This window comes from Paludisphaera sp., assembly GCF_037189885.1.
In the GTDB taxonomy this organism is placed as follows: Bacteria; Planctomycetota; Planctomycetia; order Isosphaerales; family Isosphaeraceae; genus Paludisphaera.
The window spans coordinates 38,014-64,040 of record NZ_JBBCIR010000025.1; the positions used below are offsets into that span (position 1 = coordinate 38,014).

At 70.3% G+C, this 26,027-nt stretch carries 22 protein-coding genes; 7 read left to right on the top strand and 15 right to left on the bottom strand.

The features are described 5' to 3' along the window. Positions 1–20: 20 nt before the first annotated feature. From WG209_RS10000 to WG209_RS10020, 5 genes are all read right to left on the bottom strand, one after another. The gene (locus WG209_RS10000) at positions 21–623 is read right to left on the bottom strand and encodes a hypothetical protein (RefSeq protein WP_337174890.1); all 603 of its coding nucleotides are present in this window, start codon (positions 621–623) and stop codon (positions 21–23) included. Between the two features lie 96 nt (positions 624–719). After that, complete coding sequence (locus WG209_RS10005) at positions 720–1,955, bottom strand: hypothetical protein (RefSeq protein ID WP_337174891.1); 1,236 nt, start codon at positions 1,953–1,955, stop codon at positions 720–722. A 248-nt stretch (positions 1,956–2,203) separates the two neighbouring features. Continuing rightward, positions 2,204–5,380 (bottom strand): DUF1553 domain-containing protein, encoded by a 3,177-nt coding sequence (locus WG209_RS10010; protein ID WP_337174892.1) that lies wholly within the window; start codon positions 5,378–5,380, stop codon positions 2,204–2,206. Positions 5,381–5,585: 205 nt separating this feature from the next. Beyond that, positions 5,586–6,764 carry a DUF1559 domain-containing protein gene (locus WG209_RS10015; protein WP_337174893.1) on the bottom strand — a complete coding sequence of 393 codons (1,179 nt, stop codon included), beginning with the start codon at positions 6,762–6,764 and terminating at the stop codon, positions 5,586–5,588. A gap of 139 nt (positions 6,765–6,903) precedes the next feature. After that, positions 6,904–7,119 (bottom strand): hypothetical protein, encoded by a 216-nt coding sequence (locus WG209_RS10020; RefSeq protein ID WP_337174894.1) that lies wholly within the window; start codon positions 7,117–7,119, stop codon positions 6,904–6,906. Positions 7,120–7,520: 401 nt separating this feature from the next. Between WG209_RS10020 and WG209_RS10025 the strand changes: the two genes are divergently transcribed. Genes WG209_RS10025 through WG209_RS10035 form a run of 3 tightly spaced genes read left to right on the top strand, consistent with a single transcriptional unit; the run spans position 7,521 to position 9,703 of the window. Next, positions 7,521–8,093: a hypothetical protein gene (locus WG209_RS10025; RefSeq protein ID WP_337174895.1), complete on the top strand. Its 573-nt coding sequence runs from the start codon at positions 7,521–7,523 to the stop codon at positions 8,091–8,093. A gap of 12 nt (positions 8,094–8,105) precedes the next feature. After that, on the top strand, positions 8,106–9,272 hold the full coding sequence (locus tag WG209_RS10030; RefSeq protein WP_337174896.1) for an Mrp/NBP35 family ATP-binding protein: 1,167 nt from the start codon (positions 8,106–8,108) through the stop codon (positions 9,270–9,272). A 47-nt stretch (positions 9,273–9,319) separates the two neighbouring features. Next, a complete protein-coding gene (locus WG209_RS10035; RefSeq protein ID WP_337174897.1) occupies positions 9,320–9,703 on the top strand; it encodes a hypothetical protein in 384 nt (127 codons plus the stop codon). A gap of 13 nt (positions 9,704–9,716) precedes the next feature. Here WG209_RS10035 and WG209_RS10040 read toward each other — a convergent pair whose 3' ends face one another. The 3 genes from WG209_RS10040 to WG209_RS10050 form a co-directional block, all read right to left on the bottom strand. Beyond that, the gene (locus tag WG209_RS10040; RefSeq protein WP_337174898.1) at positions 9,717–10,343 is read right to left on the bottom strand and encodes a DNA-3-methyladenine glycosylase 2 family protein; all 627 of its coding nucleotides are present in this window, start codon (positions 10,341–10,343) and stop codon (positions 9,717–9,719) included. A gap of 22 nt (positions 10,344–10,365) precedes the next feature. Beyond that, on the bottom strand, positions 10,366–11,112 hold the full coding sequence (locus WG209_RS10045; RefSeq protein WP_337174899.1) for a hypothetical protein: 747 nt from the start codon (positions 11,110–11,112) through the stop codon (positions 10,366–10,368). A 146-nt stretch (positions 11,113–11,258) separates the two neighbouring features. Continuing rightward, positions 11,259–14,375 carry a hypothetical protein gene (locus tag WG209_RS10050; protein ID WP_337174900.1) on the bottom strand — a complete coding sequence of 1,039 codons (3,117 nt, stop codon included), beginning with the start codon at positions 14,373–14,375 and terminating at the stop codon, positions 11,259–11,261. A gap of 185 nt (positions 14,376–14,560) precedes the next feature. Here WG209_RS10050 and WG209_RS10055 point away from each other — a divergent pair, with 185 nt between their 5' ends. After that, positions 14,561–14,998, top strand: coding sequence for a Rid family hydrolase (locus tag WG209_RS10055; RefSeq protein WP_337174901.1), 438 nt, complete (start codon positions 14,561–14,563; stop codon positions 14,996–14,998). Positions 14,999–15,027: 29 nt separating this feature from the next. Here WG209_RS10055 and WG209_RS10060 read toward each other — a convergent pair whose 3' ends face one another. From WG209_RS10060 to WG209_RS10080, 5 genes are all read right to left on the bottom strand, one after another. Continuing rightward, positions 15,028–15,510 (bottom strand): c-type cytochrome, encoded by a 483-nt coding sequence (locus tag WG209_RS10060; protein ID WP_337174902.1) that lies wholly within the window; start codon positions 15,508–15,510, stop codon positions 15,028–15,030. A 99-nt stretch (positions 15,511–15,609) separates the two neighbouring features. Continuing rightward, positions 15,610–16,896, bottom strand: a complete 1,287-nt coding sequence (locus WG209_RS10065; protein ID WP_337174903.1) for an MFS transporter — start codon at positions 16,894–16,896, stop codon at positions 15,610–15,612. Between the two features lie 546 nt (positions 16,897–17,442). Next, on the bottom strand, positions 17,443–17,679 hold the full coding sequence (locus WG209_RS10070; protein ID WP_337174904.1) for a hypothetical protein: 237 nt from the start codon (positions 17,677–17,679) through the stop codon (positions 17,443–17,445). Next, a complete protein-coding gene (locus tag WG209_RS10075; RefSeq protein WP_337174905.1) occupies positions 17,676–18,098 on the bottom strand; it encodes a hypothetical protein in 423 nt (140 codons plus the stop codon). Before WG209_RS10075 ends, WG209_RS10070 begins: the two co-directional genes overlap by 4 nt. A 53-nt stretch (positions 18,099–18,151) precedes the next feature. Next, positions 18,152–18,631 (bottom strand): hypothetical protein, encoded by a 480-nt coding sequence (locus WG209_RS10080; RefSeq protein ID WP_337174906.1) that lies wholly within the window; start codon positions 18,629–18,631, stop codon positions 18,152–18,154. Positions 18,632–19,655: 1,024 nt separating this feature from the next. On the opposite strand from WG209_RS10080, the gene tkt reads away from it, so the two are divergent. From tkt to WG209_RS10095, 3 genes are all read left to right on the top strand, one after another. Further along, complete coding sequence (gene tkt / locus WG209_RS10085) at positions 19,656–21,749, top strand: transketolase (RefSeq protein ID WP_337174907.1); 2,094 nt, start codon at positions 19,656–19,658, stop codon at positions 21,747–21,749. Positions 21,750–21,962: 213 nt separating this feature from the next. Further along, on the top strand, positions 21,963–22,328 hold the full coding sequence (locus WG209_RS10090) for a hypothetical protein (protein WP_337174908.1): 366 nt from the start codon (positions 21,963–21,965) through the stop codon (positions 22,326–22,328). A gap of 42 nt (positions 22,329–22,370) precedes the next feature. Next, entirely contained in the window at positions 22,371–23,309 is a 939-nt protein-coding gene (locus tag WG209_RS10095) for a histone deacetylase (protein ID WP_337174909.1), read from the top strand. Positions 23,310–23,315: 6 nt separating this feature from the next. Here WG209_RS10095 and WG209_RS10100 read toward each other — a convergent pair whose 3' ends face one another. Beyond that, positions 23,316–24,530 (bottom strand): serpin family protein, encoded by a 1,215-nt coding sequence (locus tag WG209_RS10100; RefSeq protein ID WP_337174910.1) that lies wholly within the window; start codon positions 24,528–24,530, stop codon positions 23,316–23,318. 75 nt (positions 24,531–24,605) lie between these two features. Next, entirely contained in the window at positions 24,606–25,484 is an 879-nt protein-coding gene (locus WG209_RS10105) for an NYN domain-containing protein (protein WP_337174911.1), read from the bottom strand. Positions 25,485–26,027 lie beyond the last annotated feature (543 nt).

Genomic DNA, 26,027 nt, shown 5'->3' on the forward strand with positions numbered 1-26,027 from the left:
AACGGGTCGGGCCGGCGATGTCACCAGCGGGGGAACGGGTCGATGAGCGTCTCGTGCAGCAGGCGGTCGACCGAGCGGACGCCGCGGATGCCGAAGAAGCCGACCGCGCGCCGGGTGCTCGACACGGCCACCTCGAACACGAGGTCTCCGGTGCCGTCGGGGTACTCGTGGCGCGACGTCTCGGCGATCATGCCGGGGATCAGCGACAGGCAGCGCAGCTCGCGGCGGGAGTCGTATCGGCCGATGATGGCCCGCTGGTCGGTGATGGCGTAGACGGTCCGGGCGAGGGCCCAGCGGCGGGCCGCCCAGCCGCAGACGCGCTGGAATGCGTAGGCCGCCATCAGCCCGCCCAGGGCGATCGGCCCGACCGCGATGACCGCCACGATCATCTCGGCCGGCAGGGCGCCCGGCCGGAGCGCCCCGAAGATCGCCGCGAGCGCGACGCCGGATAGGCCACTGACCACCGCCACGAACAGCAGCGGGACGGCGCGGATCCGCCGCAGCCGGGGCAGGGCGGGCCGCTCGGACCAGAGCAACTGCTCGCCGGGCCACAGGTCGGCCTTGATCTCCGCGAAGGGGTCGTCGAGTTCGTCCGGGACGTACCAGCCCTGGTCGTCGATCACGGCGAAGCCCTCGCGGAATCGGGTCGATCACGATGCCGGCGGACGGCGGTCCGATCGGCCGGGGCGCGGGGCCTCGGCCGGTCGGACCCGCTGGATTCAGCTCACCTTGAGATAGTCCCCGACGCTCGGCAGGTCGGGGTGGGCGTCGGGGCCGAAGTAGCGGAGGCTGACGAACGGCTCGCTGCCGGTGTTGGTGAAGGTCACGCCCTCGCCGGCCCGCTTGTGGGCGACGAAGACCTCGTCCTTCGTGACTTCGCCGAACCGGATGAAGTTCGGGCTGTCGACGTCGAGCTTGCCGATGGTCCCGCTCCCCTGGACCACGATCAGGCCGTAGGCGCCGGGGTCCTTGATCGTGCAGGAGCGGCCGGGCAGGACCGTCAGCTCGCAGGCGCTGAAGACCTGCTTGCCGGCGATCGTCCCGTAGACGATCCACCTGTCGAAGAACCCTTCCTGCTCCGAGCCGGTCCGGACGATCGGCTCCAGGTAGTGGTTCGTCTTGAACTCGGGGTCGACGTTCTGCTCCCAGTCGAGCTGCTCGACGAGGTAGTCGAGGTCCTGGTGGTACTCGGGGGGGACGTCCTTGACCAGCAGCTCCCAGGGGACGCGGCGGCCTTCCACGAGGGACTGGTACATGCCGAAGACGTCCGAGCCCCACTGCGGCTCATACGTCACCAGCGAGCCGGGGGCGTGGAGCACGTCGGGGGGGACGAGCCAGCCGGTGCCGGGCTTGAGGCGGTACGCCTTGGACAGGTCGAGGATGCCGTTGTCGCCCTTGTTCCAGTCTTCCAGGCAGCGGCGGACGTCTTCCTTCTTCGTGCCGGGCTCCAGGCCCATGAACGTGTAGGGGAAGTTGTTGCCGGTCCAGTTGAGCTGCGGGGGGAAGTAGTAGCTCTCGGGCTTCCCCTCCAGGCCGAGCTTCTCGGCCTGCTCCTGCGACTGGTGCATGTGGTGCGGGATCGGGCCCAGGTTATCGAAGAACTTGCTGTAGACGGGCCACCGCTTGTACTTGTCGAAGATCGCCTTGCCGACGATCTCCTCGCCGTGGGCGCCGACGGCGTCGCGGAGGGTGAACTTGCCGCCGTCATGGACGACGTAGCTGAGGCCCTCGTCCGGCGGCGCGCCCTCGTTGGCGGCCGGGGTGGTCGAGCCGAACCAGCGCTCGTCGATGCCGCCGCGGTGGGTGCCCAGGGCGTAGAGATCCTGCTTCGCCAGCTTGAGCCGGGCGCCGGGCATGAGGAACGACCGGGGGACCCACGTCGGGGCCAGCCGCAAGATGCCTTCGCCCGCGTCCAGGGCCGCTCGCGTCCGCGCCGCCACGTTCTGCTCGCTCATCCCACCCTCATTCGTCTCGGGTTCCCCGGCCGATGCGCACGACGCCGGGTCCATGCCTGCTCAAACCGCCCCCGCCGTTCGCGCCGCGGGGCGGAATCGGTTGTAAGTCACCACGCGTTTCGACGCAAGCGCCGAGGCACGACGAGCGACGATTCCCGCGGCGACCGGACCGATCATGCCCGCCAGGAAGGCTCTCCCGTCCCGGCCTCGCGTGGGCGCGTGATCGCCTGGCATCACTCAGGCTATCTCTACCGCTTCGTCACGGCCTCGTCGTGGTTGAACATCGCCTGGGCGACCACGGCCATCGCGGCGGCCTCGGCGGGGTCGAGCGCCGGGTCGCGGGGGGCGTCGCCGACGGCCAGGTACTTCTCGGCCTCGGCGCGGTTGGAGGCGAACTCGTCGTACTGCTCGCGGTGGAGGGCTTCCAGGACGTCAATCTCGGCGGCGTCCGGCCGGCGGCCGGTGAGCAGGCGGAAGACGAAGGCGACGCGATCGCGCGTCGTCGGGCCGGCTTCGCGGAAGGCTCGTTCGGCGACGCCTCGCGCGGCCTCGACGTACTGCGGGTCGTTCAGCAGCACGAGCGCCTGGAGCGGCGTGGCGGTCGGCTGGCGTCGGACGGTGCAGACCTCGCGGCTGGGCGCGTCGAACGTCAGCATGGCCGGCGGGGGGGAGGTCCGCTTCCAGTAGGTGTAGAGGCTGCGGCGGTGACTCCCCGGGCCGACGTCGCGCACGAACTTCAGGTTCGACTTCTCCTCCCACAGGCCCTCCGGCTGGTAGGGCTTCACCGCCGGCCCCCCCATCGTCCCGACCAGCAGCCCCGACGCCGCCAGGGCATTGTCACGGAGCATCTCGGCCGAGAATCGGTCGCGCGGGCCGCGGGCGAGCAGGACGTTGTCCGGGTCGCGGGCGGTCAGTTCTGCCGAGGCGTCGGACGCCTGCCGGTATGTCGCCGATTCGACCATGAGCCGCCACGTCCGCTTCACGTCCCAACCTGAATCGACCAACTCGCGGGCGAGCCAGTCCAGGAGTTCGGGATGCGACGGCGGCTGCCCCTGCGCGCCGAAGTCCTCGGAGGTGGCGACCAGGCCCCGGCCGAAGATCGACTGCCACCAGCGATTGACGGTCACGCGGGCCGTCAGCGGGTTCCGCGGGTCGACCGTCCAGCGCGCCAGCCCCAGCCTGTCGCGCGGTAGGTCGGGCGCGAAGGCGAGGAGGCTGTCGGGCGTGTCGGCCGAGACCGGTTCGCCGGGGGAATCGTAGGCGCCCCGGTTGAGGACGAACGTCGGGCGCGGATTGGCCATCTCCTTCATCACCATGATCTCGTCCACCGGATCCGCGAGCCTGGCGCGGGCCTGGCGGACTTCCGCGAGCTTCGCCGAGGCGGCGCGGTGGGGCTCGTCGTGGTTCGCCAGGTAGTAGGCGAAGAGGGCCTCTCGGTCGGCGTCCGCGAGCGTCGCCGGGTCGGCCGAGAGTCGGGTGGAGAGCGACTCGCCGTCGAACAGGTGGGCGGCCTCGATCGCCGTGAGGGCGCGATCGAAGACCTGGAGTTCGTCGACCTCGCCATCCTTGAAGCCCCGGTCGCGGAAGCGATGGCCGACGGCCAGGTCGTCGGCGCCGCCGCCGGTGATCGTCTTCGTGAGGCCGTCGCGGACCACTTCGAGCGTCGCGGGCTTGCCGTCGACGTACAGCGCGAGTCCCCCCGCGCGGCTGGAGCCGTCGTAAGTCAGGGCGACGTGGGTCCACTCGCCGATCGGGAGCGGGCCCTTCGCCGCGACGCCGATCGCGTTGCCGGGCCAGAAGTGCACGAGCGCGGCGGTCAGCCGACCATCCTCGATCATCAGCTCATAGCCGCGGCTGCCGGCGTCGGTCCAGGCCATCGAACGTCGCAGGATGACCGCTCGGTCCTTGAGGTCGGGCGTCTTGATCCAGAGGGCCAGCGAGAACGGCTGGAAGCGGTCGAAGTTCCCCATGGGCAGGGTGACGCCGTTCTCGCCGTCGAGCCTCAGCGCCTTGCCGACGCGGCCCTCGACCAGCGCGGGCGACTCCACGGCCGAGGCCGGCCTGTCGCCGTCGCGACGCGCCGGCGACTTCCCGTCGGCAAGGTGGTCGAACGGGTAATCGCCGATGAGTCCAAAGACCTCGCCCGCCGGCGGCTTCTCGCGATCCGGCCCGTTCAGCCACGCCTCGAACGCCGGTCGTCGCTCGGAGGCGATCCGGGCGGCGTCGGCCTCGGCGGCGCGTTCGCGGGCCTCGGCGTCGGCTAGCGCCTTCTCGGTTTCGGCGTCCACGAGCGGGAGGGCGGGGGTGGGCACGGCGTCGGTGAAGTGGGAGTAGAGGCCGGATTCGTCGATGCCGTTGAAGAAGGCGGAGAGCGAGTAGAAGTCCTTCTGCGTGATCGGGTCATACTTGTGGTCGTGGCAGCGGGAGCAGTCGAACGTGAGCCCGAGGAACGCCGAGCCGTAGGTGATCGTCCGGTCGTTGACGTACTCCGTCCGCCATTCCTCCTCGATCGAGCCCCCCTCGTTGGTCTGCCGGTGATGGCGGTTGAAGGCGGTGGCGAGGATCGTCTCGCGCGTGGCGTCCGGGATCAGGTCGCCCGCGAGCTGCCAGGTGATGAACCGGTCGTAGGGCAGGTTGTCATTGAACGCCTTCACGACCCAGTCTCGCCAGGGCCACATGGCGCGGTAGACGTCGGCCTGATAGCCATGGGTGTCGGCGTAGCGGGCGACGTCCAGCCAGTCGACGGCCATCCGTTCGCCGAAGCGTGGCGAGGCCAGCAGCCGGTCGACGAGCTTCTCGTAAGCGTCTGGCGATCGATCGGCGAGGAAGGCGTCGACCTCCGCGAGGGTCGGCGGCAGGCCGGTCAGGTCGAACGCGGCGCGGCGGATCAGGCGCTCGCGCGTGGCCTCCTCCGACGGCGCCAGGCCCTCGGCCTCCAGGCGCGCGAGGACGAAGCGGTCGATGTCGTTGCGCGGCCAGTCGCGGCGGGCGACATCGGGCAGGGGGGGGCGCTCGGGGGGGATGAACGCCCAGTGGTCCTTCCATTCGGCCCCTTGCTCGACCCATCGTCGGAGGACGTCGATCTCCTCCGGCGTCAGGTCCCGCCCGAGGCTCCTGGGGGGCATGCGGTCGGCCTCGTCGTCGGTCGTGATCCGGGCGATCAGCTCGCTCTCGTCCAGGTCGCCGGGGACGACGGGAGGGAATCCCGACCGGGCCGCCTCGAAGATCCCCTCGGCGGTGTCGAGCCGCAGCCCCGCCTTGCGGTCGTTGGCGTCGGGGCCGTGGCAGGCGAAGCAACGGTCCGATAGGAGCGCCCGCGCCTGACGCGTCAACTCGACCCCGTCGTCGGCCGTCGCCACGCCTCGCGCCGCGAGGACCAGGCCGCAAGCCATCAGGAAGATCCGACCCGATCCTCGTCGCGACATGGTTCGTCTCCGGGGCGGGGCCCGGCCGAGATCGGCGTTCGGCGGGCGTCTGGGAGGGACTGGCGGCCGGATTCCAGTCTAGCGGAGCCGGCGACGCGGGGCCAACATTCGCCGAGTCGCGAGGGCTTCGAAATGAAAACGGCCCGCCCGCGCCGGGGGCGCGGGCGGGCCGGGATTGGACGCCACTCTAGCCGAGCCTGGGGGCTCAGTAGGAGTCGGAGCTGACCGTCTCGCCCTGGGCGCGGGAGCCGAGGGCCCACAGGGTCTGCCAGTTGATGCTGTTCTTGATGAACCGCACCGAGCCGTCGGCGAAGGCGACGTTGGCGCCGCCGGGGTGGAAGCTCGACAGGCCGTTGATGCCGGCGGAGTCGAAGTCGCCGTTGCCTTCCCAGAACTGGCAGTAGGGGTACTGCGAGTTGGGCGGGACCAGGGTGTTGCCGAGGGCGTGGCCGTAGTTGCCGACGTGCCACATGCGGCCGTTCCAGCTGCGCTGGCCGTTCGTCCCGTACGCGGTGTTCGAGCCGGTCCGGTGCTCCTGGGCGCAGGCGTTGAGCGCGGCGGTCAGATAGGCGGCGCCGGCCGGCATGTTGGCCGTGGGGGCGTCCATGTTGCGGTTGGGGACGCCGGGCCAGCCGACCGAGTTCCAGGGGACGGAGACGATGTCCTGGAGCGACCGCTGCTGGTCGTTGAAGTCGCCGGTCCGCCACTCGCCGAAGGCGATGGTGTTGGACGTGCCGTCGACGATGTCGCGGATGCCGAAGGCGGCGCCGCCGACGTTGAACACGCCGTTGGGGTTGTTGATGGGCCACCCGATCCACATGATCGTCGAGCCGGCGCTGGCGAAGTAGTTATTGCCGGGGAAGAACCCCATCACGATGCCGTTGGCGTCCCAGCGGTTCTGGGTGATGCGCGGCGGCGGCGAGGACGAGGGGCACAGGAACGAGTTGATGGAGGCCATCATCCCGGTGTAGTTCGCCACCTCGCGGTCGCCGTTGCCGCGGGCGAGCGTCATGAAGTTCAGGGCGTTGTACACGGAACGCTGCTCGATGTACGGGAGCAGCATGGAGTGCGCGCTCCAGGCACCCCAGTCATAGCAGCCACCGTGGGTGACCGGGTCGCAGTACTGGCCGAGGCCCTGCGGGCCCGAGTTGCCGCCGAGGGGGAACGAGCCGGCGGCGGACTCGTAGTTGTGCAGCGACAGGCCGAGCTGCTTCAGGTTGTTGGTGCATTGCGACCGCCGGGCGGCCTCGCGGGCCGACTGGACGGCCGGGAGGAGCAGGGCGATCAAGACCGCGATGATGGCGATGACCACCAGCAGCTCGATCAGGGTGAAGCCGTCGCGTCGCGAGGGGCGACCGACGTCGGTTGCGAGAGCATGCTTCATCGAGAGGACTCTCCCTGGGATGAGAGGATTCGAATGCGGGAAGGGCGATGCATCTATCTCCCGGCCACGGTCGCGAAAAACGTGCCGGGCCGGAGCCAAGGGCGGCGGGGGCGGGCCCGCGCCGCCCGGATGGCCGGGCTCAGTTCGAGCGGGTCGTGTCCTTGCCGGAGTCGGAGCCGGTGTTGGCCTCGATCTTGGAAGATCCCTTGGCCGGCGGCGTGCTCTTGGCGGCGTCGACCGCGTCGGCGGCGGGCGGCGGCGGGGGCGGCTGGACGGGCTCTTCCTGCTGGCAGCCGCCGATGGTCGCCATGCCGAGTAGCAGGCAGCAGATCATGGACGCGCGATGGAAACTCATGGAAACTCATCCTTCAGTGGTGGTCGCCGACCAGATCGCGACGCAATGCCTCGGGCTCCAGGTCGGCCGGGAGCCCATACGTACCGCCATCCTTCGAGGTCGGGCTTGCCTGAAAGACTACCACGAGCCTCGACGGGGCGTGTCAACTGCATGACCTAGGCGTTTATCGGGCGGTGGAGGTCCGGGAGGAATCTCGCGGAAGGACTGTTTCGTCCGTCGCTCCCGAGAATCAGGCGCGGGCGCGCACGCGCCGGCTTGCGACTTCAAGTGAATTTTGGATGATTCATCAGATACCGCCGAAACCTTTCCGAGTCAAGCGGTCAGGCATGGCGTCGGGCGCATTTTGGTCGATATCCTGCCGCATCGATCGCAAGACGAAGGAATTCGGAGACGCCCTCGACATGGCCGGAGACCACGGCGGCGACGCGCCGCGACCGGTGCTGGTGCTGCACGAGCGGACGGGAGATTGGGCCCGGCGGCTGCGCCCGCGGCCGTGGGCCGTCTCGGCGCGATGGGTGGAGTCGCGGTCGACGGCCGACCTGCTGGGGGCGACCTCGGCCCGCGCGTGGCCGGTCGTCCTGATCGAGGCCGCGGCCGACCCCGCGCCCGCGCTCCGGGACCTGGGGTCGCTGGTGGAGGCCGCCTCCGCGCCGCTCGTCCTGTTCCTGGACCCGCGCGGCCGCCCCGGGGTGGTCCGCGCGGCGGGGGAACTGGGGGCCACGCTGGCGGCGGGGGGGAGGCCCGCGCCGCCGGATGTCGCCGACCTGCTCGCTCGTTGGCTCCTCCTGTCGGCGCGGGCGATCGCGCGGGAGGGTTGGACGACGCCGACCCCCGCCGACCCGGCGCGAGAGCCCGACGAATGGGTCGACGAGGTGGTCGCGGAGGCCGCGGGGGGGGCGCGGTCCTGGTCGCCGCGGGGGGCTTCCGCTACAATGGACGGACGTTCGGATCGCGATCGGAAGTCCCCATCTTGAGGATGCCGCGGAATGCAGGGCGAGTCGGAAAACGTGCTGACCGAGGGCGACGTCCTGGCGGCGTTGAAGGGCGTGAAGGATCCGGACCTGGGCCGCGACCTGGTCGACCTGGGGATGATCCGGGACGTCCGAATCGGCGACGGCAAGGTCTCCCTGGCCGTCAACCTGACCACCCCGGCCTGCCCGCTCAAGGCGAAGATCGAGGCCGACGTCCGCCAGGCCCTGGAGTCGCGGCTCCCCGCCGGGCTGGCGATCGAGATCCGGATGACCGCCGAGGTTCGCGGCAAGCGCGAGGCCGAGACGGGCGACATCCCCGGCGTGAAGAACATCATCGCCGTCGGCTCGGGCAAGGGGGGGGTCGGCAAGTCGACGATGGCCGCGTCGATCGCCTTCGGCCTGAGCGCCCACGGGGCCTCGGTCGGCCTGATGGACGCCGACATCTACGGGCCCTCCGTCCCGCACCTCGTCGGCGCCGCCGGCCGCCCCATGGCGCGCGAGGACCGCATCGTGCCGATCGAGGTCGGCGGCCTGAAGCTCATGTCGATGGGCTTCCTGCTCGACCCCGACCAGCCGGTCGTGATGCGCGGCCCCATGCTCCACGGCATCGTCCAGCAGTTCCTCCGCAAGGTCGAGTGGGGCGACCTGGATTACCTGATCATCGACCTCCCCCCCGGCACGGGCGACGTCCCGCTGAGCCTGGCGCAATCCTTGCCTATTACCGGCGCCGTGGTCGTCTGCACGCCCCAGGAGGTCGCTCTGCTGGACGCCACCCGCGCCGTCTCAATGTTCCGCCAGCTCCGGGTGCCGGTGCTGGGGATGATCGAGAACATGGCCTTCTTCGACGTCCTGGCCTATCTCCAGGAGCGCGGCGGGCCGGTGGCTCGCGGGCTCGTGGAGGGGAAGGCTTGCTTCGACGAGCCTGGCGACGAGCGCGCCTACCTGTTCGGACAGGGGGGGGCCCGCCGCAAGGCCGATGCGATGAACGTCCCGTTCCTCGGCGAGGTGCCGATGAACGTCTTCATCCGCGAGTCCGGCGACGTCGGTCGGCTCCAATCCGCCCTCCAGGAGGGGTCGCCCACGCGGCGCCACCTGATGAGCGTCGTCGAGAACCTGGCGGCGCAGGTCAGCATCCGCAACATGAAGAACGTCAAGATGCCCAAGCTGGAGATCATCTCCTGAGCCGCCTCGTCGGCGCGCCGGGCATCGCCGCGAATGGAGTTTCCGCGATGCGATTGAGTCCCCTGTTGTTGTCCGCCGCGCTCGGACTGGCCCTGGCCGCCGCCCCCGCCCAGGCCCAGTTCCTGGGCCAGACCACGATCGTCGCGCCCGGCCCGGGCGTGGTCGTGGGGAGCCCCACCGTCGTCGCGCCGGCCTACGGCTACCCGTACGGGACGACCGTGGTCTCCCCGTACTCCTCCGTGGTCGCGCCCGGCCGCGTGGTGGTCCGCCGGAGCACGGTGCTGACGCCCACCGTGTACGGCGCGCCGGTCGTCGCCGCGCCTGTGGCGCCGGGCCCGGTGCTGATGTCGCCGGGGGTGAGGGTCGTCCGCCCCGGCTGGGGCTGGGGCCCCGGCTTCGGCCCGCGTCCGAGGGCCTGGCGCGCCTGGTGAGCGAGCGCCAGAGTCAACGGAACTCCAGGCTCCGCCAGAGATACCAGCTCGCGACGGAGCGGAACGGCCGCCAGGCGTCGCCCAGGGAGGCGCACTCCCCGGGCGACGGCGGCCCATCCATCCCCAGCTTCCTGCCGAGCGCCGCCCGCACGCCGAGGTCCCCGACGGGCCAGACGTCCGGGCGGTTCATCGCGAAGATCAGGAACATCTGGGCGGTCCACACCCCGACCCCCTTGATCGCCGTGAGCGAACCGATGATCGCCTCGTCGTCCCAATCATCGAATCGGTCGACGGGGGCCGACCCGTCCGCGACCGCCGCGGCGACGTTCAAGACGTAGAGCGCCTTGGAGCGCGAGAGCCCGCACCCGCGCAGGGCGTCCTCGCCCAGCTCGATGAGGCGTCCCGGGTCGTAGGGGCGACCGGCCAGCTCGTGGAGCCGGCCGCTGATGGAGGCCGCGGCCTTCGTCGAAATCTGCTGGCTCACGATCGAGCCCACGAGCGACCCCAGCCGATCCTCCCTCGGCGCGAGTCGGCAAGGGCCGACGCGCTCGATGAGGTCCTTGAGGTAAGGATCGGCCTTCCGCAGATGGCGGACGGCCTCGTCCCAGGGATCGGGCGAGGCCTCGACGGGTCGGCTCATCTAGGCGGCTCCTGGCGCGGGATCAGCGCGACGCGATCACCTGGGCGAGCGGGCGCACCACGCGCGGGATGATCGACTCCTGGAGCAGCATCTCGCCGATCTCGCGCTGGCGACGGAACGATTCCAAGAACGACATATCGGGCCCGTTGCCCCAATACTGGCGGACCTTCAGGTAGAGGCTGATCTGGTCGTCGCCGAACTCCCCCGTCCGCACCTGATAGGCGCTGGTGCGGGTCTCGATCGAGAGCCGGGCCTGGAGCTGGCAAGACTCGTCCAGCGCGATCGTGAGCGAGGGCTCGAAGTTCACGACCTTCCGGGCGCGGGGGACTTCCAGCAGGCCCTCGAAGGCCGACCCGACCCCGAGCGCCTCGGCGACGACCTCGTCATGATTGCCGTCGTAGGTGAAGTCGAAACCGAAACTTACGTCGAGGGCCTCGCAATCTAGCAGGCTGATCGACAGGAGGTGCGGGGCCAGGTCGAGGACCAGGTCGTGCTGGCGGTAGGCGTCGGCCAGGGACTCGGGGTTGGTGCAGCCGGAGACCAGCCGGCGGGGCTCGATCGCCACCGACCGGAAGAAGTCCTGCTCCTTGTCGCTCTCCAGCACCAGATCCCCGTTCTCCTGCGCCTGGAAGTCGCGCAGCTCGGGGAACCCCTTCCGCATCTGCTCGAAGAAGTGGAGGACCGTGTCGCGGCCGTTCGGCAGTTCCATCTCGGTATTCAGATTGACGTTAACGTAAAAATCGTCGGCGTCGGCGTTGTATCGATTCATCCGCGGGGCCCCTTCGCTTTCCCTGAGGTTCAGACTCCCGCCCGACGGCGGCCCATGGTGTACAGGTATCTGCCTGGTATTCTACCAGATTCGGTCCGCGGGGGAAACTTCTCGCCCCATCAGGCGCTCGCGAGCGTGCATGCGTGTCAAACGCGAGCGCGACCGGTCTCGGGGTGTCGGACGCGAATCGGCGGGAGGGAGTCGGGGTCGCGAGAGGGGTCGGGGAAGGCGCGCAGGTGTTCCTCGGCGAGGCGGGGGCCGGCGGGGATGGACAACGCCGCGCCGTCGCGCGACGCGGGAAGCCGGGCGATCACGTCGCCGTCCTCGACGCCGATTGGGACGGCGCGGGGGTTGGCGACGACGACCAGCGGCGGCGCCTCCGCGCCCGGGGGCTCGGTTCGGATCACGAGGGTCCACGGCCGGCCCGGGAGCCAGGGGCGTTTCCAGCGATACGAGAGGGTGACCTCGGGGTTGGGCCCGGGGGCGACGGTCGCGGCGGTCGGCTCGACGCCGGGGGAGAATCGCGGGCCGTCCTCGGCGTCCTCGCGAACGTAAACCCGGACGTGCCAGTGGTTCGCGCCGTCGCCTTCCTCGATCGGCCCCGGGGTCGGGGCGTTCAGGATCCAGCCGGCCTGCCGCTCGTACTCGTCGCGGGCGACGTCGAACCTCAGCGCCGCGACGTCCTCCGGGCCCGAAGGCGACGCGCCGCGGCGTGCGACGACGCGCGCGGCCTGGGCCTCGGCCGGCCAGGTCCACCGGAGCTGGACGCGGGCGACGTCGGGCGCGGCTGCGGTCGGGTCCAGCCGCTCGGCGCGGAGGTCGGTGGGATCGGCCAGGCTGGCCAGCCACGCGCCCTGGCCGACGATGAGGCGGCCGTCGATCGCCGTGAAGGGGGTGTAGTAGCGACCCGTCGGGCCGACGGGGTCGAAGTCGTCGGCGGCTCCCGGTCGATTCGGCTCGATCCAATCGCCGGGCGTGGACTCGGCTTCGGCCGCGGAGACGATCGCGCCCGGAGGCTGTGGCGGGGGGCCGGCGGAGCGTCGCAGCCGGACCGACCCTCGCGACGGCTCGACCCATTCGACGCGGACGCGGCCCGTCGGTTCGAGCGAGACGCGGGGGGGGCCGACGGGGGTCAAGGGGCTGCCGGCGGCCACCGAGATCGTCGCGCCGGGGGAGGGGAAGCGACGGCCCTCGGGCGATCGGTAGACGGCAAAGACGCCGTAGTGGTAGACCTTCCCCTCCGTCACGTCCCGGTCGAATGCGCGGTCGTTGGCGGCGGCGAGCCGGTCGCCGTGGCGAGGGTTGCGGGGCACGGCGATCGTGTTGCGGACCACGCGGATCTCCGCGAGGCCGGCGGGGGGACGCCAGGTCAGGGCGATCTCGCCGTCGCGGGCCTCGGCGTGGAGGTCACGCACGTCGGGGAGGTAGGCGATCGGCCCGGCGGCGACGGCGGCGAGCGACTCGGCCCGGCCGCGACGGCTGATGACGGCGTAGCTGACGGTCGCGCCGGGCTCGACGGTCGCGTCCAGGTATTCGGCGGTCGTGGCCTCGCCGATCCGGGCGCCGTCGTTCGGGTGCTCGGGGAGGCCGCCGGGCTTGCGGAGGATCACGAACGTCGGCGCGTCCAGGCCGTCGGGCTCCGGAGGGCGCCAGGTTAGGCGGACGCCGTCCTGGACGACGCGGGCGTCGAGGTTCGTCGGGGCGTCGGGCGGGCAGCGTTCCAGGCCCTGGGCGGCGGCGGCGAGGTCGGCGGCCAGGTGGAGGCTCCGGGCGTAGAGGCGGCGGGCCTCGGTCGGCTCGATCCGCTCCAGGCGTTGGGCCTTGGCGGCGAGGGCCTCGGCCTTGCGGAGCCGCTCGGCGACGCGATCGCGCGCGGCGGCGACCTCGATCGAGCCCGCCGGCACGATCTTCCGCCACGCGGCCAGGGCGCGGGCGGCCTCGACCAGCCGGGCCCCCGCCTCGGCCCGCCCGAACGCGGCGCGGAGGTCTTCGACCTCGCGCTCGCGCTCGGCGATCCGCTCCAGGCCGTTCCGCGCCCCGACGTGCGCCGGGGCGTAGCGCTGGACCTCCTCAAGGTGCCGCCGGGCGGTCGCCATGTCGTGCGTTCGGAACGCCTGCTGCGCGGCGGCGAACCGCGCGACAAGGGCCTCGCGGAGCGACATCCGGAACCCGCAGGCGCACTTCGCCGCGTCGACCAGGTTCGACCGGCGGCAGACGGGGCATTCGCGCCGCAGCGAGGCACCGCAATGGCGGCATCGGGCCGTGGCGATGTTCCGGGCGGTCGGCGCGAGTTCGGTCACGCCCGCGCAGTTGCGGCAGCGGAGCAGCTTCGTCCCGGCCGTGTCCGCCGCGACTCCCGGCGTCGGCCCCCCCCCGCCGATCGCCGCCCCCGCCTTGCGGCCGGCCCGGACGATGAGCCGATGGGCGCGATCCGGCGGGATGCCGCGCGAGCCCGCCTCGTCCACCAGCGCGACGTGCGTCCCCGAGTCGACCCGGGCGAGGCCGCGGAGGGCGAACGCGGCGACCTCCTCGAAGCGATCCTCGGCGTCCAGGGCCAGCGTGCGATCGTAGCGGGCGCGTGACTTCGCGTCGCCCAGGTGGGTCTGCGCCAGCGAGACGACCTCCAGCCAGGCGGTCTTCTCGGCCGTGACCTGGGCCTTCTTCATCCACCGCCGGCGCTCCTCGTCGGCCCGCGAAGCGATCAGGTCGAGCGGGGCGTCCCGGAACAGGCCGAGGGCGTCGTACAGGTCGCGACGGTCCAGGTGCTCCAGCGCCATGCGGATCTGGCGGCGGGTCGAGGAGTCGAGCACGTCCGGCGGCGGCCCGAGGTCGTCGTCCGGGTCGTCCGCAGTCGCGGCCGGGCCGGTGAGGGTCGGATGGGCCTGCGTCAGCCGATCGAGCGAACCATCGTCGACGCCCAGCCGGCGGGCCTCCTGGCGCAGGAGGTCGCGATCGGCCGGGGCGAGCCCCCCCTTCGCGGCGCGGAGGCGGACGAGCCGGTGCAACTCGTCGAGCGACTGCTCGCGGCGGGCGACGTGGGCGGCGGCGAGCTGGGCGTCGTAGGCGGCGCGGTTGTCGGCGCCGGACAGCAGCGCGGCGCGGAGCGCGGGGATCTCGTCCAGGTAGAGCTGGTTGGCGTGACGGGTCTTGGGGTTCCGCGTCCCCATCGACCAGGCCGGCTGCTTCTTCTTGAGCGCGGCCTCGATCTCCGCCGGGGAGGCCCCCGGCTCGACCCCCAGTCGCTCGTAGTAGTCCGGGATCATGTCTAAATCAGTCGCCCCGTTGCGCCTCGTCGCCCCGATCCATTCTCGGCGCGCCGGCCCGGCGAGTCCACCCCCCGGCCCGGGGTTGTGGCGGCCTCGCGCGACGCATACGCTGGCTCGGGACGGGCCCCGCCGCGCGGCGGGAGTCCCGAGACCGAGGTAAGACCACGGGAGCGATGCGCGCCATGACCCCCAACGTGAAGATCACAACGACCCCGCACAACGGCCGGACGCTGGCCTCCAGCGGATCGACGTGGGAGGGAGCCGTCGGCTACTCGCGGGCCGTGCGCGTGGGAGAGCAGATCCACGTGACGGGGACCGTCGGCGTCGAGGAAGACGGCGGCTACGCGCCGACGCTCGCCGGGCAGTCGCGCCGGGCGTTCGCCATCATCGCCGCGGCGCTGGAGGCGCTGGGGGGGAAGCTCTCGGACGTCGTCCGGACGCGGATCTACGTCACGGACATCACCCGGTGGCGCGAGGTCGGCGAGGTCCACGGCGAGTTGTTCGGCGAGGTCCGCCCGGCGCTGACGATGGTCCAGGTCTCGGCGCTGATCGACGCCGGGGCCACGGTCGAGATCGAGGTCGACGCCGTCATCCAGGGGGAGCCGCCGAAGGCGGGATGACCCGCCGCGTCGGGCCGGGCCGTCCTGAGTCAGTTCGGCTCGGCCTCTCGCAGCTCGTCCGGCACGGGGAGCCGCGACAGGGCGTAGCAGTATCCGGCGACGGCGCGGATCTGGGCGTCTTCCAGCAGGGGCCCCCAGGGGGCCATGCGGGTGCCGGGGACCCCGGCGCGGATGACGCGGAGCACGTCCCCGGGCTTGTCGCCGTGCTTCCACTCGCCGTCGGTCAGGTCGCCCACCTGGGCGCCGGCGAACCCCGACGCCATCGGGCCGTCCCCCCTGCCGGACGGGCCGTGGCAGGGGACGCATCGAGAGAGGAACACCGCGCGGCCTTCCATCAGGAACGGGTCGCCCGCCACGCCCGGCGGCGGGGGCTCGACCTCGGGCACGAAGCTGAAGTACCCCACCGCGCCGGAGATCAGCAGCATCGCCAGCCCCACCAGGATCCAGGGCAGGACGGGGGCGGGGGACGAGGTGGCGGGAGCGGGCGAGGGGCTGGATTCAGGGTTCGACATGTCGGCCAATGAGTCCGTCCGGCGGGGTACTTGGTCGAGGATTCTCGTCTCCACCATAGCCGGCGACGATCGCCGCGGGCAAGGCGGGTCGTCGGGCGATCAGGCGTCGGCCCGGGGCGTCTCCGTCAATTCCGGACGGGGCCGGATCATCAGCATGAGGACGGCGGAGATCAGGGCGATCATCGCGAAGGCCCCGAAGATGACCGCGAGCGGGACGTGGCGATCGCGGAGGAAGCCGAATCCCCAATCGGCGAAGCCGCCGCAGCTGATGCTCACCAGGTTCATCAGGCCGTATCCCGTCGCCCGGCGGTCGGGCGGGGCGATCTGCGAGAGGATCGGCATGTTGTTGCAGTCGAAGAACCCCCAGCCAATCCCATAGACGATCAGGAAGACGACCGCCAGCCAGAGGTGTTCCGAGAACCCCACCCCGAAGAGCGCGGGGAGGAACAGGACCATCCCGGCCGCGCTCACGTAGATGCGGCCCCGGACCGTCCGTCTCATGAGGCTGTCGGCCAGCCAGCCGCCCAGCAGCACGCCCACCACCGACGCGATCTGGACCGGGAGCACCGAGTACACCCCCGCCGATCCTTGCGGCAGGTCGTAGCGCTCCTTGATGATGTCGGGCATCCAGTCCTTGACGACCCAGCCGGCCAACGCGGGGAGGGTGAAGCAGGCGACGAGCAGGAGGAAGTTCCGGTTCCGCATAAGTTCGGCGATCGACGCGAAGGCCGAGGCCTCGCGATGCGCCTTCGCCGCCGCGTCGGTCCGGATGGGCGGGTCGCGGAGGATCATGAGGAGGGGCAGGGCGTAGACGACGCCGACCAGCCCGCACGCCTTGAACGCGAACCGCCAGCCCAGGTCGGGGGCGTCGGCGACGTGCCCCATGAAGCCGCCGATGATCAGGCCGGCGTAGATGCCGGTCTGGTGCAGCCCCACGGCGCGAGATCGCGTCGCCCCGCGATGATGGTCGGCGATCATCGCCAGCGCGGCGGGGATGTAGAACGCCTCGCTGATGCCCATCAACGCCCGCGTGGCGACGAGCGTGTTGAAGTCCTCGACGTACCCGGTCGCCCAGGTCACGGCCGACCAGACGAACAGGCTGGCGACGATCACCAGTCGCCGGCCGAAGCGGTCGGCGATGTAGCCCCCGACCGGGCTGAGCAACGCGTAGACCCACTTGAACGAGCCGAGCATGAACCCCCAGTTCTCGCGGCTGGCGATGTCGGGGATGTCGGCCATCACCGACGTCTTCATCACCGCGAGCATCTGGCGATCGAGGTAGTTCAGCAGGGCCACCGGCACCAGCATCGCCACGATCAGCCAGGCCAGCCGGCCGGGGCCCGGGGAACGGTCGGTGAGGTCGGCGTCGATCGGCTCGGCGGGCATCGCGCGTCTCGGGAGGGTGACTTCGTCGTCGTCGCGGGCCGCATTATCGCCCGACGGTCGCGATGAAGCCAGGGGGGGGTATCCCCGGGGCGTCGGAGGCCTCGCGAGTTGGGTTCGTTCGCGCGTCGAGGCCGCCGCGTGGTTGGATGCAAGTCAATTTGGGAAATGCCTTTGCGTCTAAATTGATTTGGCTTCGTTCGTCGTTTTCGAAGTGGTTTTTCCGCGAGCCGAGCGTAAGACGCGCATCCCATCTCCCGCCATGGCAACGGTTCATCGCGGGCGCGATCGACGCTCGCCCAGAAGTTCACCCTTCTTACTTGTCGCCCCGCGCCGGGCCTCCGAGCGCCCCGCCGCTGGACGTCCCGCCCGTCGCTCGCGGCCGATACGGAGACGGGGACGATCGTGCCGCCCACCTCCCGGACGGCCGGACGAAGGCGGCGAAGGCCACCGCGACGAGGACGTGCGTCAGGAGCGAAATCGTGAATATGTTCGCGTATGAGGCGGGCGGCACCCTGGGCGAAAGCTGACCCAGGGCAATCGGCATCATCAGCCAATACCAAACATCCCCCGGAGTGGACCTCCGAAGAGGAGCAGCACGCGCCAGCCGATCGCCTGGCAGGCCGTGATGATGGCGGCTTCCGTGGCCGCGTCGCGAGCCTCGCGGCCGAGGGAGAGGCCGGAGAGGAAATACACGACCAGGCATATCGACGCCATCAGGACGGGCAGTCGGCGGGCTTCCCACGGGGGCAGGGGGTCGTGCGCCGAGTACCGAGGCTCGTTCATGGTTGGGAATCCCGCCCCGTCGGGACGCCTCGCCCCGAACCGGCCATGAGGCCCGGCCCCCGCAGCTCATCGGAGTCCGCGCGAGGCCGATTCGACCACCAACCGGCCACTCGCCTGACGACTCCGGCCAGTAGCGCAAGGCACACGCACTGCGTCAGGGACCGGGGGAGTACGTCCAAATACGTATAAGGCGAGACCTTCGGCGACACATAGCCTGACATGGATATGTAAAACAAAATGCCGCAGCCCGACAACCAACTCCGATCCAACTCGCCGAACATTCTCATGACGCCCCAGCCGACCAGGGCCGAGATGACGAGGACGATGGCCTTCAGGCCCGCGTCTCGCGTTTCGAGCCCTTGAAGGCGGCCCATCAGGAAGAAGAAAATCCCGAAGACGCCGGTGTAGGTCAGGATCATGATCGTGGCCCCTCTCGGCGACATGGGCGGGAGACCCGGCGAGCGAGGTTCGTTCATGGCTGGGCATCCCCCTGGCCCGCCGCGGCCTCGCGGTCGCCGCCGGACGTCCCGCCGGCCCCTCGCGGCCGGTACATGCTCGCCACGAACCGTCGCGTCCGCCTGCTAATCGCTCGGCCGACGGTTCCAATGATCAGACCCATGGTGCCGGCCATCAGCAGGGATCGGATCAGGATGCTCGCGTAAGAGAGGGGCGTAACCCTCGGCGTGAGTAGGCTGACGATGAAGCCCATCGGCACCACCCAGAACCACTCGTCGCCCTGGACCGGCCGACCGAACAGCAGGAGGACTCCCCAGCCGCCCAACATGGAACCGGCACAGATGAGCGCCGCGACGGCCGCGTAATGGGGGCCGTGCCCGTATGCGAGGCCGACGGCGAACGCGACGATCGCGAGGATCGCCGTCCCAGCCAGGGGCAGGACGCGGGCGAGCCTCGGCGACATGGGCCGGAGGTCGGGCGGCGCGTTCTCGTTCATGGTTGGACTGGCCCTCGGGACGACGGCCGGGGGGCTCGATGATGCGTGTGGATGCAGCATATGAGGGCCGTCGACCTCCGCGACAGGCCATGCCGCCGAAACGTGGCGAGGATCCGACATCAGCCCGTCGCCGTCGCCCGGGGCGCGAGGCACCGCGAGTTGGCTTCGTTCGCGCGCCGCGTCTTCCGCGCGGACGCCTGTAAGTCACCACTAGTTATTATCTTGTGCTGGAAACCAGTTGGGTTCGTTCGTCGCTTTCGAAGTAGTTTTCCCACTCAATCGAGCGTGCGACGCGCGTCCGCTCTCCCGCCTGGCCGAGGACCCGACACTTTTTCGGTTACCGATGCCGGGGCAAGGCTCGGCCTCGACCGGCTCGGGTCTCCGACGACCTTCCCCCCTGGAGGGGGAAGACAGACCGCGAAGCGGTCAGATGAGGGGGAGCTTGCCCGCGAGGCTTCGGAATTCGCGACACCGCCCATGCCGACGGCCACGCAAGGCCCCCGCGAACCCCGAGACCCGTCTCGCTCGTCCCCCCCTCATCCGGCCCTCCGGGCCACCTTCCCCCGCCAGGGGGGAAGGCCGTGATGATGGCCGCTCGGAGAGCGTCGGCGCCTCCGAAATCCGACGACCCCCGCCCGCCGCTGGCGCGGCTGCTCTCTTTCGGCGGGGGAGGGGACGGGATCGGGCCGGGGGCACTCTTTGATCTGGAGGCGATCGCCCCCGGATGCTTTACCGCGCCCGTGTTGCCAAGGAGCACCGACATCAAACATCCGTATGGTCAGCGACGGGATCGGCGGGATTTCAGGTTTCCGGAGATATTTCCGGACGCGGCGTCTGTCCGCCCGTCGGATCGCGCCGTCTCGGTCCGTGGGAGGCGAAAGGCACGCACGCGAAGGAAGTTGGATTGTGCCGCCCGTTCGCGGATCTTAGGCTATTGGGCTTCCGTGGGAATGGACCCCGAAGGCGCGCCGGCGTCGCGCGCCGAACGCATCGCATGGCCTAGCTAGCTGGAGTATCCCGAGGCATGGCATCCACCGTGAACCTGAAGCAGCCGGTGTCCCAGGCGGACGAGCCGATGGACAAGACGTGCATCGACACGATCCGCACCCTCTCGATGGACGCCGTGCAGAAGGCGAACTCGGGCCACCCCGGCACCCCCATGGCCCTCGCGCCGGTGGCGTACCTGCTCTGGCAGAAGCACCTGCGGTACGACCCCTCCGACCCGGTATGGCCGAACCGCGACCGCTTCGTCCTGTCGTGCGGCCACGCGTCGATGCTCCTCTATTCGCTGCTGCACTTGGCCGAAGTCCAGGCGGTCGACGAGAAGTACGAGACGACCGGCCGGCCGTCGGTGACGCTGGACGACGTCAAGAACTTCCGCCAGCTCCACAGCAAGACGCCGGGGCACCCGGAGTATCGCCTGACCTCGGGCGTCGAGACCACCACCGGGCCGCTCGGGCAGGGCGTGGCGAACAGCGTCGGGATGGCGATCGCGTCGAAGTGGATGGCCGCCCGGTACAACAAGCCCGGGTTTGAAGACCTGATCGACTTCAACACGTTCGTCATCTGCTCCGACGGCGACCTGATGGAGGGGATCTCGCACGAGGCCGCCTCGATCGCCGGGCACCTGAAGCTCTCCAATCTCTGCTGGATCTACGACGACAACCGGATCACGATCGAGGGGAACACCGACCTCACCTACAACGACGACGTGGCCGAGCGGTTCATGGCCTACGGCTGGAACGTCGCCCGCGTCGGCGACGCCAACGACCTGGAGCTGCTGGAGCGGGCATATCAGGCGTTCGCGAACTGTAACGACCGGCCGACGATGATCATCGTCGACAGCCACATCGCCTGGGGCGCCCCCAACAAGCAGGACACCAGCGGGGCCCACGGCGAGCCGCTGGGGGACGACGAGATCCGCCTGACCAAGAAGTTCTACGGCTGGCCCGAGGACGCCAAGTTCCTCGTCCCCGACGGCGTCTACGAGCACTTCCGTAAGGAGATGGGCGCCCGCGGCAAGCAGGCCCGCGACGCCTGGTTCCAGAAGCTCGACGCCTACAAGGCGAAGCACCCCGAGCTGGCCGACGAGCTGTACCGGATGCAGCACCGCCAGCTCCCCGACGGCTGGGACAAGGACATCCCCACGTTCCCCGCCGACGCCAAGGGGGTCGCCTCGCGCGAGTCCTCGGGCAAGGTGCTCAACGCGGTCGCCAAGAACCTACCGTGGCTCATCGGCGGCTCGGCCGACCTCGCGCCCTCGACCAAGACGCTGCTCAAGGACGCCGCCTCGTTCTCGGCCGAGGCCTACTCCGGCCGGAACTTCCACTTCGGCATCCGCGAGCACGCCATGGGCGCCATCATGAACGGCATGTCCACGGCGAAGGTCCGCCCCTACGGCGCGGGCTTCCTCATCTTCAGCGACTACGGCCGCGCCCCGATCCGCCTCTCAGCGCTGATGGAACTGCCGGTCATCTACGTCTTCACGCACGACTCGATCGGCGTGGGCGAGGACGGGCCGACCCACCAGCCGGTCGAGCAGCTGGCGTCGCTCCGGGCCATCCCCGGGTTCGTCGTCATCCGGCCGTGCGACGCCAACGAGGTCGCCGAGGCCTGGCGTACGGTCATCCCGTTCCGGCACAAGCCCGTCGCGCTGATCCTGACGCGGCAGGCCATCCCGACGCTCGACCGCGAGAAGTACGCCCCGGCCTCCGGGCTGGCGAAGGGCGCCTACATCCTGGCCGACGCCGAGGGGGGCAAGCCCGACGTCATCCTGATCGGCACCGGCAGCGAGGTCTCGCTGTGCGTCGGCGCTTACGAGAAGCTGAAGGCCGAGGGGATCAAGGCCCGCGTCGTCAGCATGCCGAGCTGGGAGCTGTTCGACGAGCAGGACCAGGCGTACAAGGACGAGGTCCTGCCTCCCGACGTCCTGGCCCGCGTCTCGGTCGAGCAGGCCTCCACCTTCGGCTGGGAGCGGTACGTCGGGATGAAGGGGGCGACGATCGGCATGCGGTCGTTCGGCGCGTCGGCCCCGCTCAAGGACCTCCTCGCGGAGTTCGGCTTCACCGTCGACCGAGTGTACGAGGCCGCCAAGCAGCAGATCGCCGCGCGCGGCTGACGGACACGACGGCTCCGTGCCCCGCCCCCTCGCGGCGGGGCGCGGGCCTGGTCCCGATTTGATGGTCGCCAGGAGGCCTAAATTGTTACCGGACTTCAGCGCCCCTTCCGGGCGCACGTCGCCCGCCGCCTGCGATTCCGCCCCCGCCGCGTCTGGAACTATCTCCACGATATCGTCTTCCTCTCCGGTTACCTCCACGACGCGCGATTCAAGATGGCCGACCTCGTCCAGCGGGGCGACAAGCTGATCGTCCGCCTCGATCGCGACTGCTGGGAACTCGGCGTCGATCGTTCCGACGGCCGCAAGGAACTGTACGCGAGCCGGTCGCGGCTCACCGTGCGCCCGGTCTCGTCGTTGCGGTGGGAGGCGTTCGACGCCGCGTCCCTCGCCGGCGAGCTTGAGATCGGCTGCGTCTACATCGGCTCCCGACACTGGGAGGAGATCGACGCCAGCGAACTCATCATCTCCTCGCCCCATTACGGCTGGCGATTGATCCTGGAGATCGACGACGAGTTCCCGGAGATCCGGCTCGACGACCTGGAGACGCCGCACGGGTTCGACAGGGCAAAGCCGCTCTGACCGACGTTCGCCGGGCCCCTTTCCTCGGGATCACCGATGGCGATGGACGTCTTTCACACCGACCAGTTCGCCCTCCGGCTTCCGCCGACGCACTCGTTCCCGGCGGCCAAGTACGCCCGCCTGCGGCGTCGACTGATCGACGAGGCGATCATCCCCCCCGAGTGGCTCCGCGTCGCCGATCGGGCCACGGCCGAAGAGATCGCCCGCGCCCACGACCCGGAATATTACGCCCGGGTCATGGAGGGCGGGCTCTCGGTCGAGGAGGTCCGCGAGATCGGGCTGCCGTGGTCGCCCGAGCTTGCGGAGCGGTCGCTCCGATCGACGGGGGCGACGGTCGCCGCGGCGAGGTCGGCCCTGGCCGAGGTCGGCGCTTGCGACGCCCGCCCGCGCGGTCTCTGCGTGGCGGTCAACCTCGCGGGAGGGACGCATCACGCCCGCCGCGACCGAGGCGCGGGCTACTGCGTCTTCAACGACGTGGCCGTCGCCACGCGGGCGATGCAAGCCGAGGGCCGCTGCCGCAAGGTGGTCGTCATCGATTGCGACGTCCACCAGGGGGACGGCACCGCGGCCATCTTCGAGGAGGACCCGGACGTCTACACCTTCTCGATCCACGGCGAGCGGAACTATCCGCTCCGCAAGCGGCGGAGCCGGCTCGACGTGGGCCTCCCCGACGGGACGGGTGACGCCGACTATCTCGCCGCCCTGGAGCCCGCGCTGGCGACGGCCATCGAGGAATCCGAGGCGGAACTCGCCTTCTACCTCGCCGGCTCCGACCCCTACGAGGGGGACCGGCTGGGCCGGATGAAGCTGACGAAGGCGGGGCTCGCCGCGCGGGACCGGATGGTCCTGGAGGCGTGCCGGGACGCCGGCCTGCCGGTGGCCGTCGCCATGGCCGGCGGCTACGCCCGGGACCTGGAGGACACCGCGATCATCCAGGCCGAGACGGTGCGCATCGCCGCGTCGATGAGCGTCGGCCGATAGGCCGGCTCAGGGCTTCGCCAGGCGGCCGATGAACAGGATCGCGCCGCTCTCGTTGTCGCGGATCAGGTAGAGGAAGGGGCGATCGGCCCGGAAGACGACCGGGGGCCTGGCGATGGCGCTCGACCGCGTCATGGCGACGCCCGTGGCGGCGGCGGCCTCGGTCCCCTTCTCCTCCACCTCGACGAACGCCTTGTGGACGACGGCCGAGACCGCGAGGTCGCGGCGGCCGTTGATGCCGGAGAAGTCGGCCTTCGAAGGGTCGAAGGCGTCCGTCATCCCCAGCGCCTGGAGGGGCTTCACCAGGTCGAACTCGGCCGTCGACCGGAATCGAGGGAGGGTGAGGTTCACGGTTGAAAGCCGCGCATTCGTCGCCCACTCCCGGATTTTCTCGGCGGTCAGGCCCGCCTCGACCGCGGCCAGGCCGTCGGGGGCCTTCGGCAGGACCACGAGCATCCCTAGCGTGCCATCCTTGTAAAGCATGGTGACCGCCTGAACCTCGTCGTCCTCGCGGTAGTGGAGGCGCCCGTCCGGCAGGTTCATCAGCCGGGCGGGGGCGGGGCCGTCGGCCGCGTGGAAGGTGCCGTCCTTGGTGCGCTTCGGGTCGAAGGCGGACCTCCAGTAGCCCTTGAAGTGAATGGCGCTGGTCAGGACGAGCGAGGTGTCCGGGCCGACGTGGTCGGGCTTGAGCAGGTCGCGGATCTTGTCGCGGGTCTGGTCGGCCACCCAGCCGTTGATGGCCTTGAGGGCGGCGTCGCGCGAGTTTCGGAAGTCGACCCGATGGGGCTCGGATCCGAACGACTCGCGCAGGCGGTCGGCGTACTCGGGGAGGATTGATTCGGACTCGTCGAACCAGCCGGCGTTGGCGGTGGAGACCCCCGCGTCGCTCCCGTCGGCGGCGACGATCGCGCCCTTGAGCGCCTCGGCGAGCGTCCCGAGGGCGGCGGGCGAGCCGTCGGCGGGGAGGTGGAGCGCCTTCGCCATCTGGCCGGCCGTCTCCCCCTTCGCGCCGAGGGCCGTCATGCCGAGGGCCGTCGCCACGTTCAGGGGGGAGGCGAAGACGTTGCCGGGTTCGCCGGCGATGGCGCGGTACAGGTCGACCGTGAACTGGTTGGCCCCCCCCACGATCTCCGAGGAGGAAGCCTCACCCTTCCGTTCCGCGCCCATGGACGAGGCCCCCCACGCCAGCACGACCGCCGCCACGACGCCTGTTGCCATTTTCATGATCGCCGCTCCGATCGGTGATGATGCGCGAAGCCCACCGTCCAGAGATCGGGATCTCGCCCGCCGGGGCGACGCTCAGCGACGGCCGCGACCGTGGTGGCCGCCGCCGGACGACCCCGACTTCTCCGCGCGCTGGGCGGTCCGGCCCGGATCGCCGGCCCCCTCGCCGCTGATGCGGGTGACCATGTAGGTGCCGCTCTTGGGGTTGCGCTCGATATCCACCAGGCCGAGGTTGTCGGCGTCTTCCAGGACGTGGGTGAAGCTGCGGTAGCCGAAGTAGCTCTCGTCGAACGAGGGCATCTTCCGCTTCATGGTGTCCTTGATCATCGACGCGTAGAGGATCTCGTGGTTCTCGCGCCGGAGCGCCGCGCACGCCTCGACGAGCAGGCCGAAGACCTCGCGCTGCTTGTCGTCGAGCTGGGCCGGCAGGGTCGATTTCAGGTCGATGGCGAGCTGCTGCTCGTTCTGCTCCTGGCGTTCCAGGTCCTCGTAGTAGATGAACTCGTCGCAGTTGTCGCGGAGGAGTTCCGAGGTCGAGCCCTTCATCCCTAGGCCGATGACGTGCTTGCCGTTCTCCTTCAGCTTGGAGACCAGCGGGGAGAAGTCGGAGTCGCCCGAGACGATGACGAAGGTGTCGACGTGGGGCTTGCTCCAGGCGAGGTCCATCGCGTCGACGACGAGCCGGATGTCGGCCGAGTTCTTCCCCGTCTGGGCGCGCTTGGGGATCTCGATCAGCTCGATGGCCGCCTCGTGGAACGGCGCCGTGTAGTTGGGGTACCGGCTCCAGTCCGCGTAGGACTTCTTGACGATGAGCTTGCCCTTCTCGACCAGCCGCTCCAGGACCTTCTGGATGTCGAATCGCGTCTTGCGCTGGCTCTGGAACCCCATGGCGAGGTTCTCCAGGTCGATGAAGACGGCCAGGCTGCGCTCTCGCTCGTGATCGGTCTTGGGCATGGCGGGTGGGGCTCGTGAGCTTGCAAGGCGGAGATGGGCTTGACGGGACGCGCGCGGTCCCGCCCGGTGCGGGCTCATGTTACGGCAAATCCCGCCATCTCTCAACCCGGGTCGAAATCCGCGGCCGGACGTCCGGCCCCGGCCTCGGGCGCCGCCCTGGGTTCGTTCGTCGCTGGCGCGCCACGCTCGATTCAACCCAAATTCTGAATTGACATCGGATTAAATCGAAAACCGTTTGGGTCCGTTCGTCGAAATCGAACGAGTTTCGAGCGTCCCCCCGCGAGCCTACGCCGGCGTGACCGGGGGCTCAGGGGCGGGGGGTGGCGGCCGGCCGGGGCGCGCACGCGTCGACGGTCAGGGGCGCGAGTCGCCACGCTTAACTGTCGCTGAATCCGAATTGCCAAGGAACGCGGGGACCATCGTCCACGTTCATGTTCCGCGGCTCCCGAGGCGAGATTTCTGGATTCCGGGTTAAGAATGGGATCGTCGTGCATGACCGAATCCGCAAACTCAGTATTTCTTGTGGCGCGGGCGTCCCGCCTG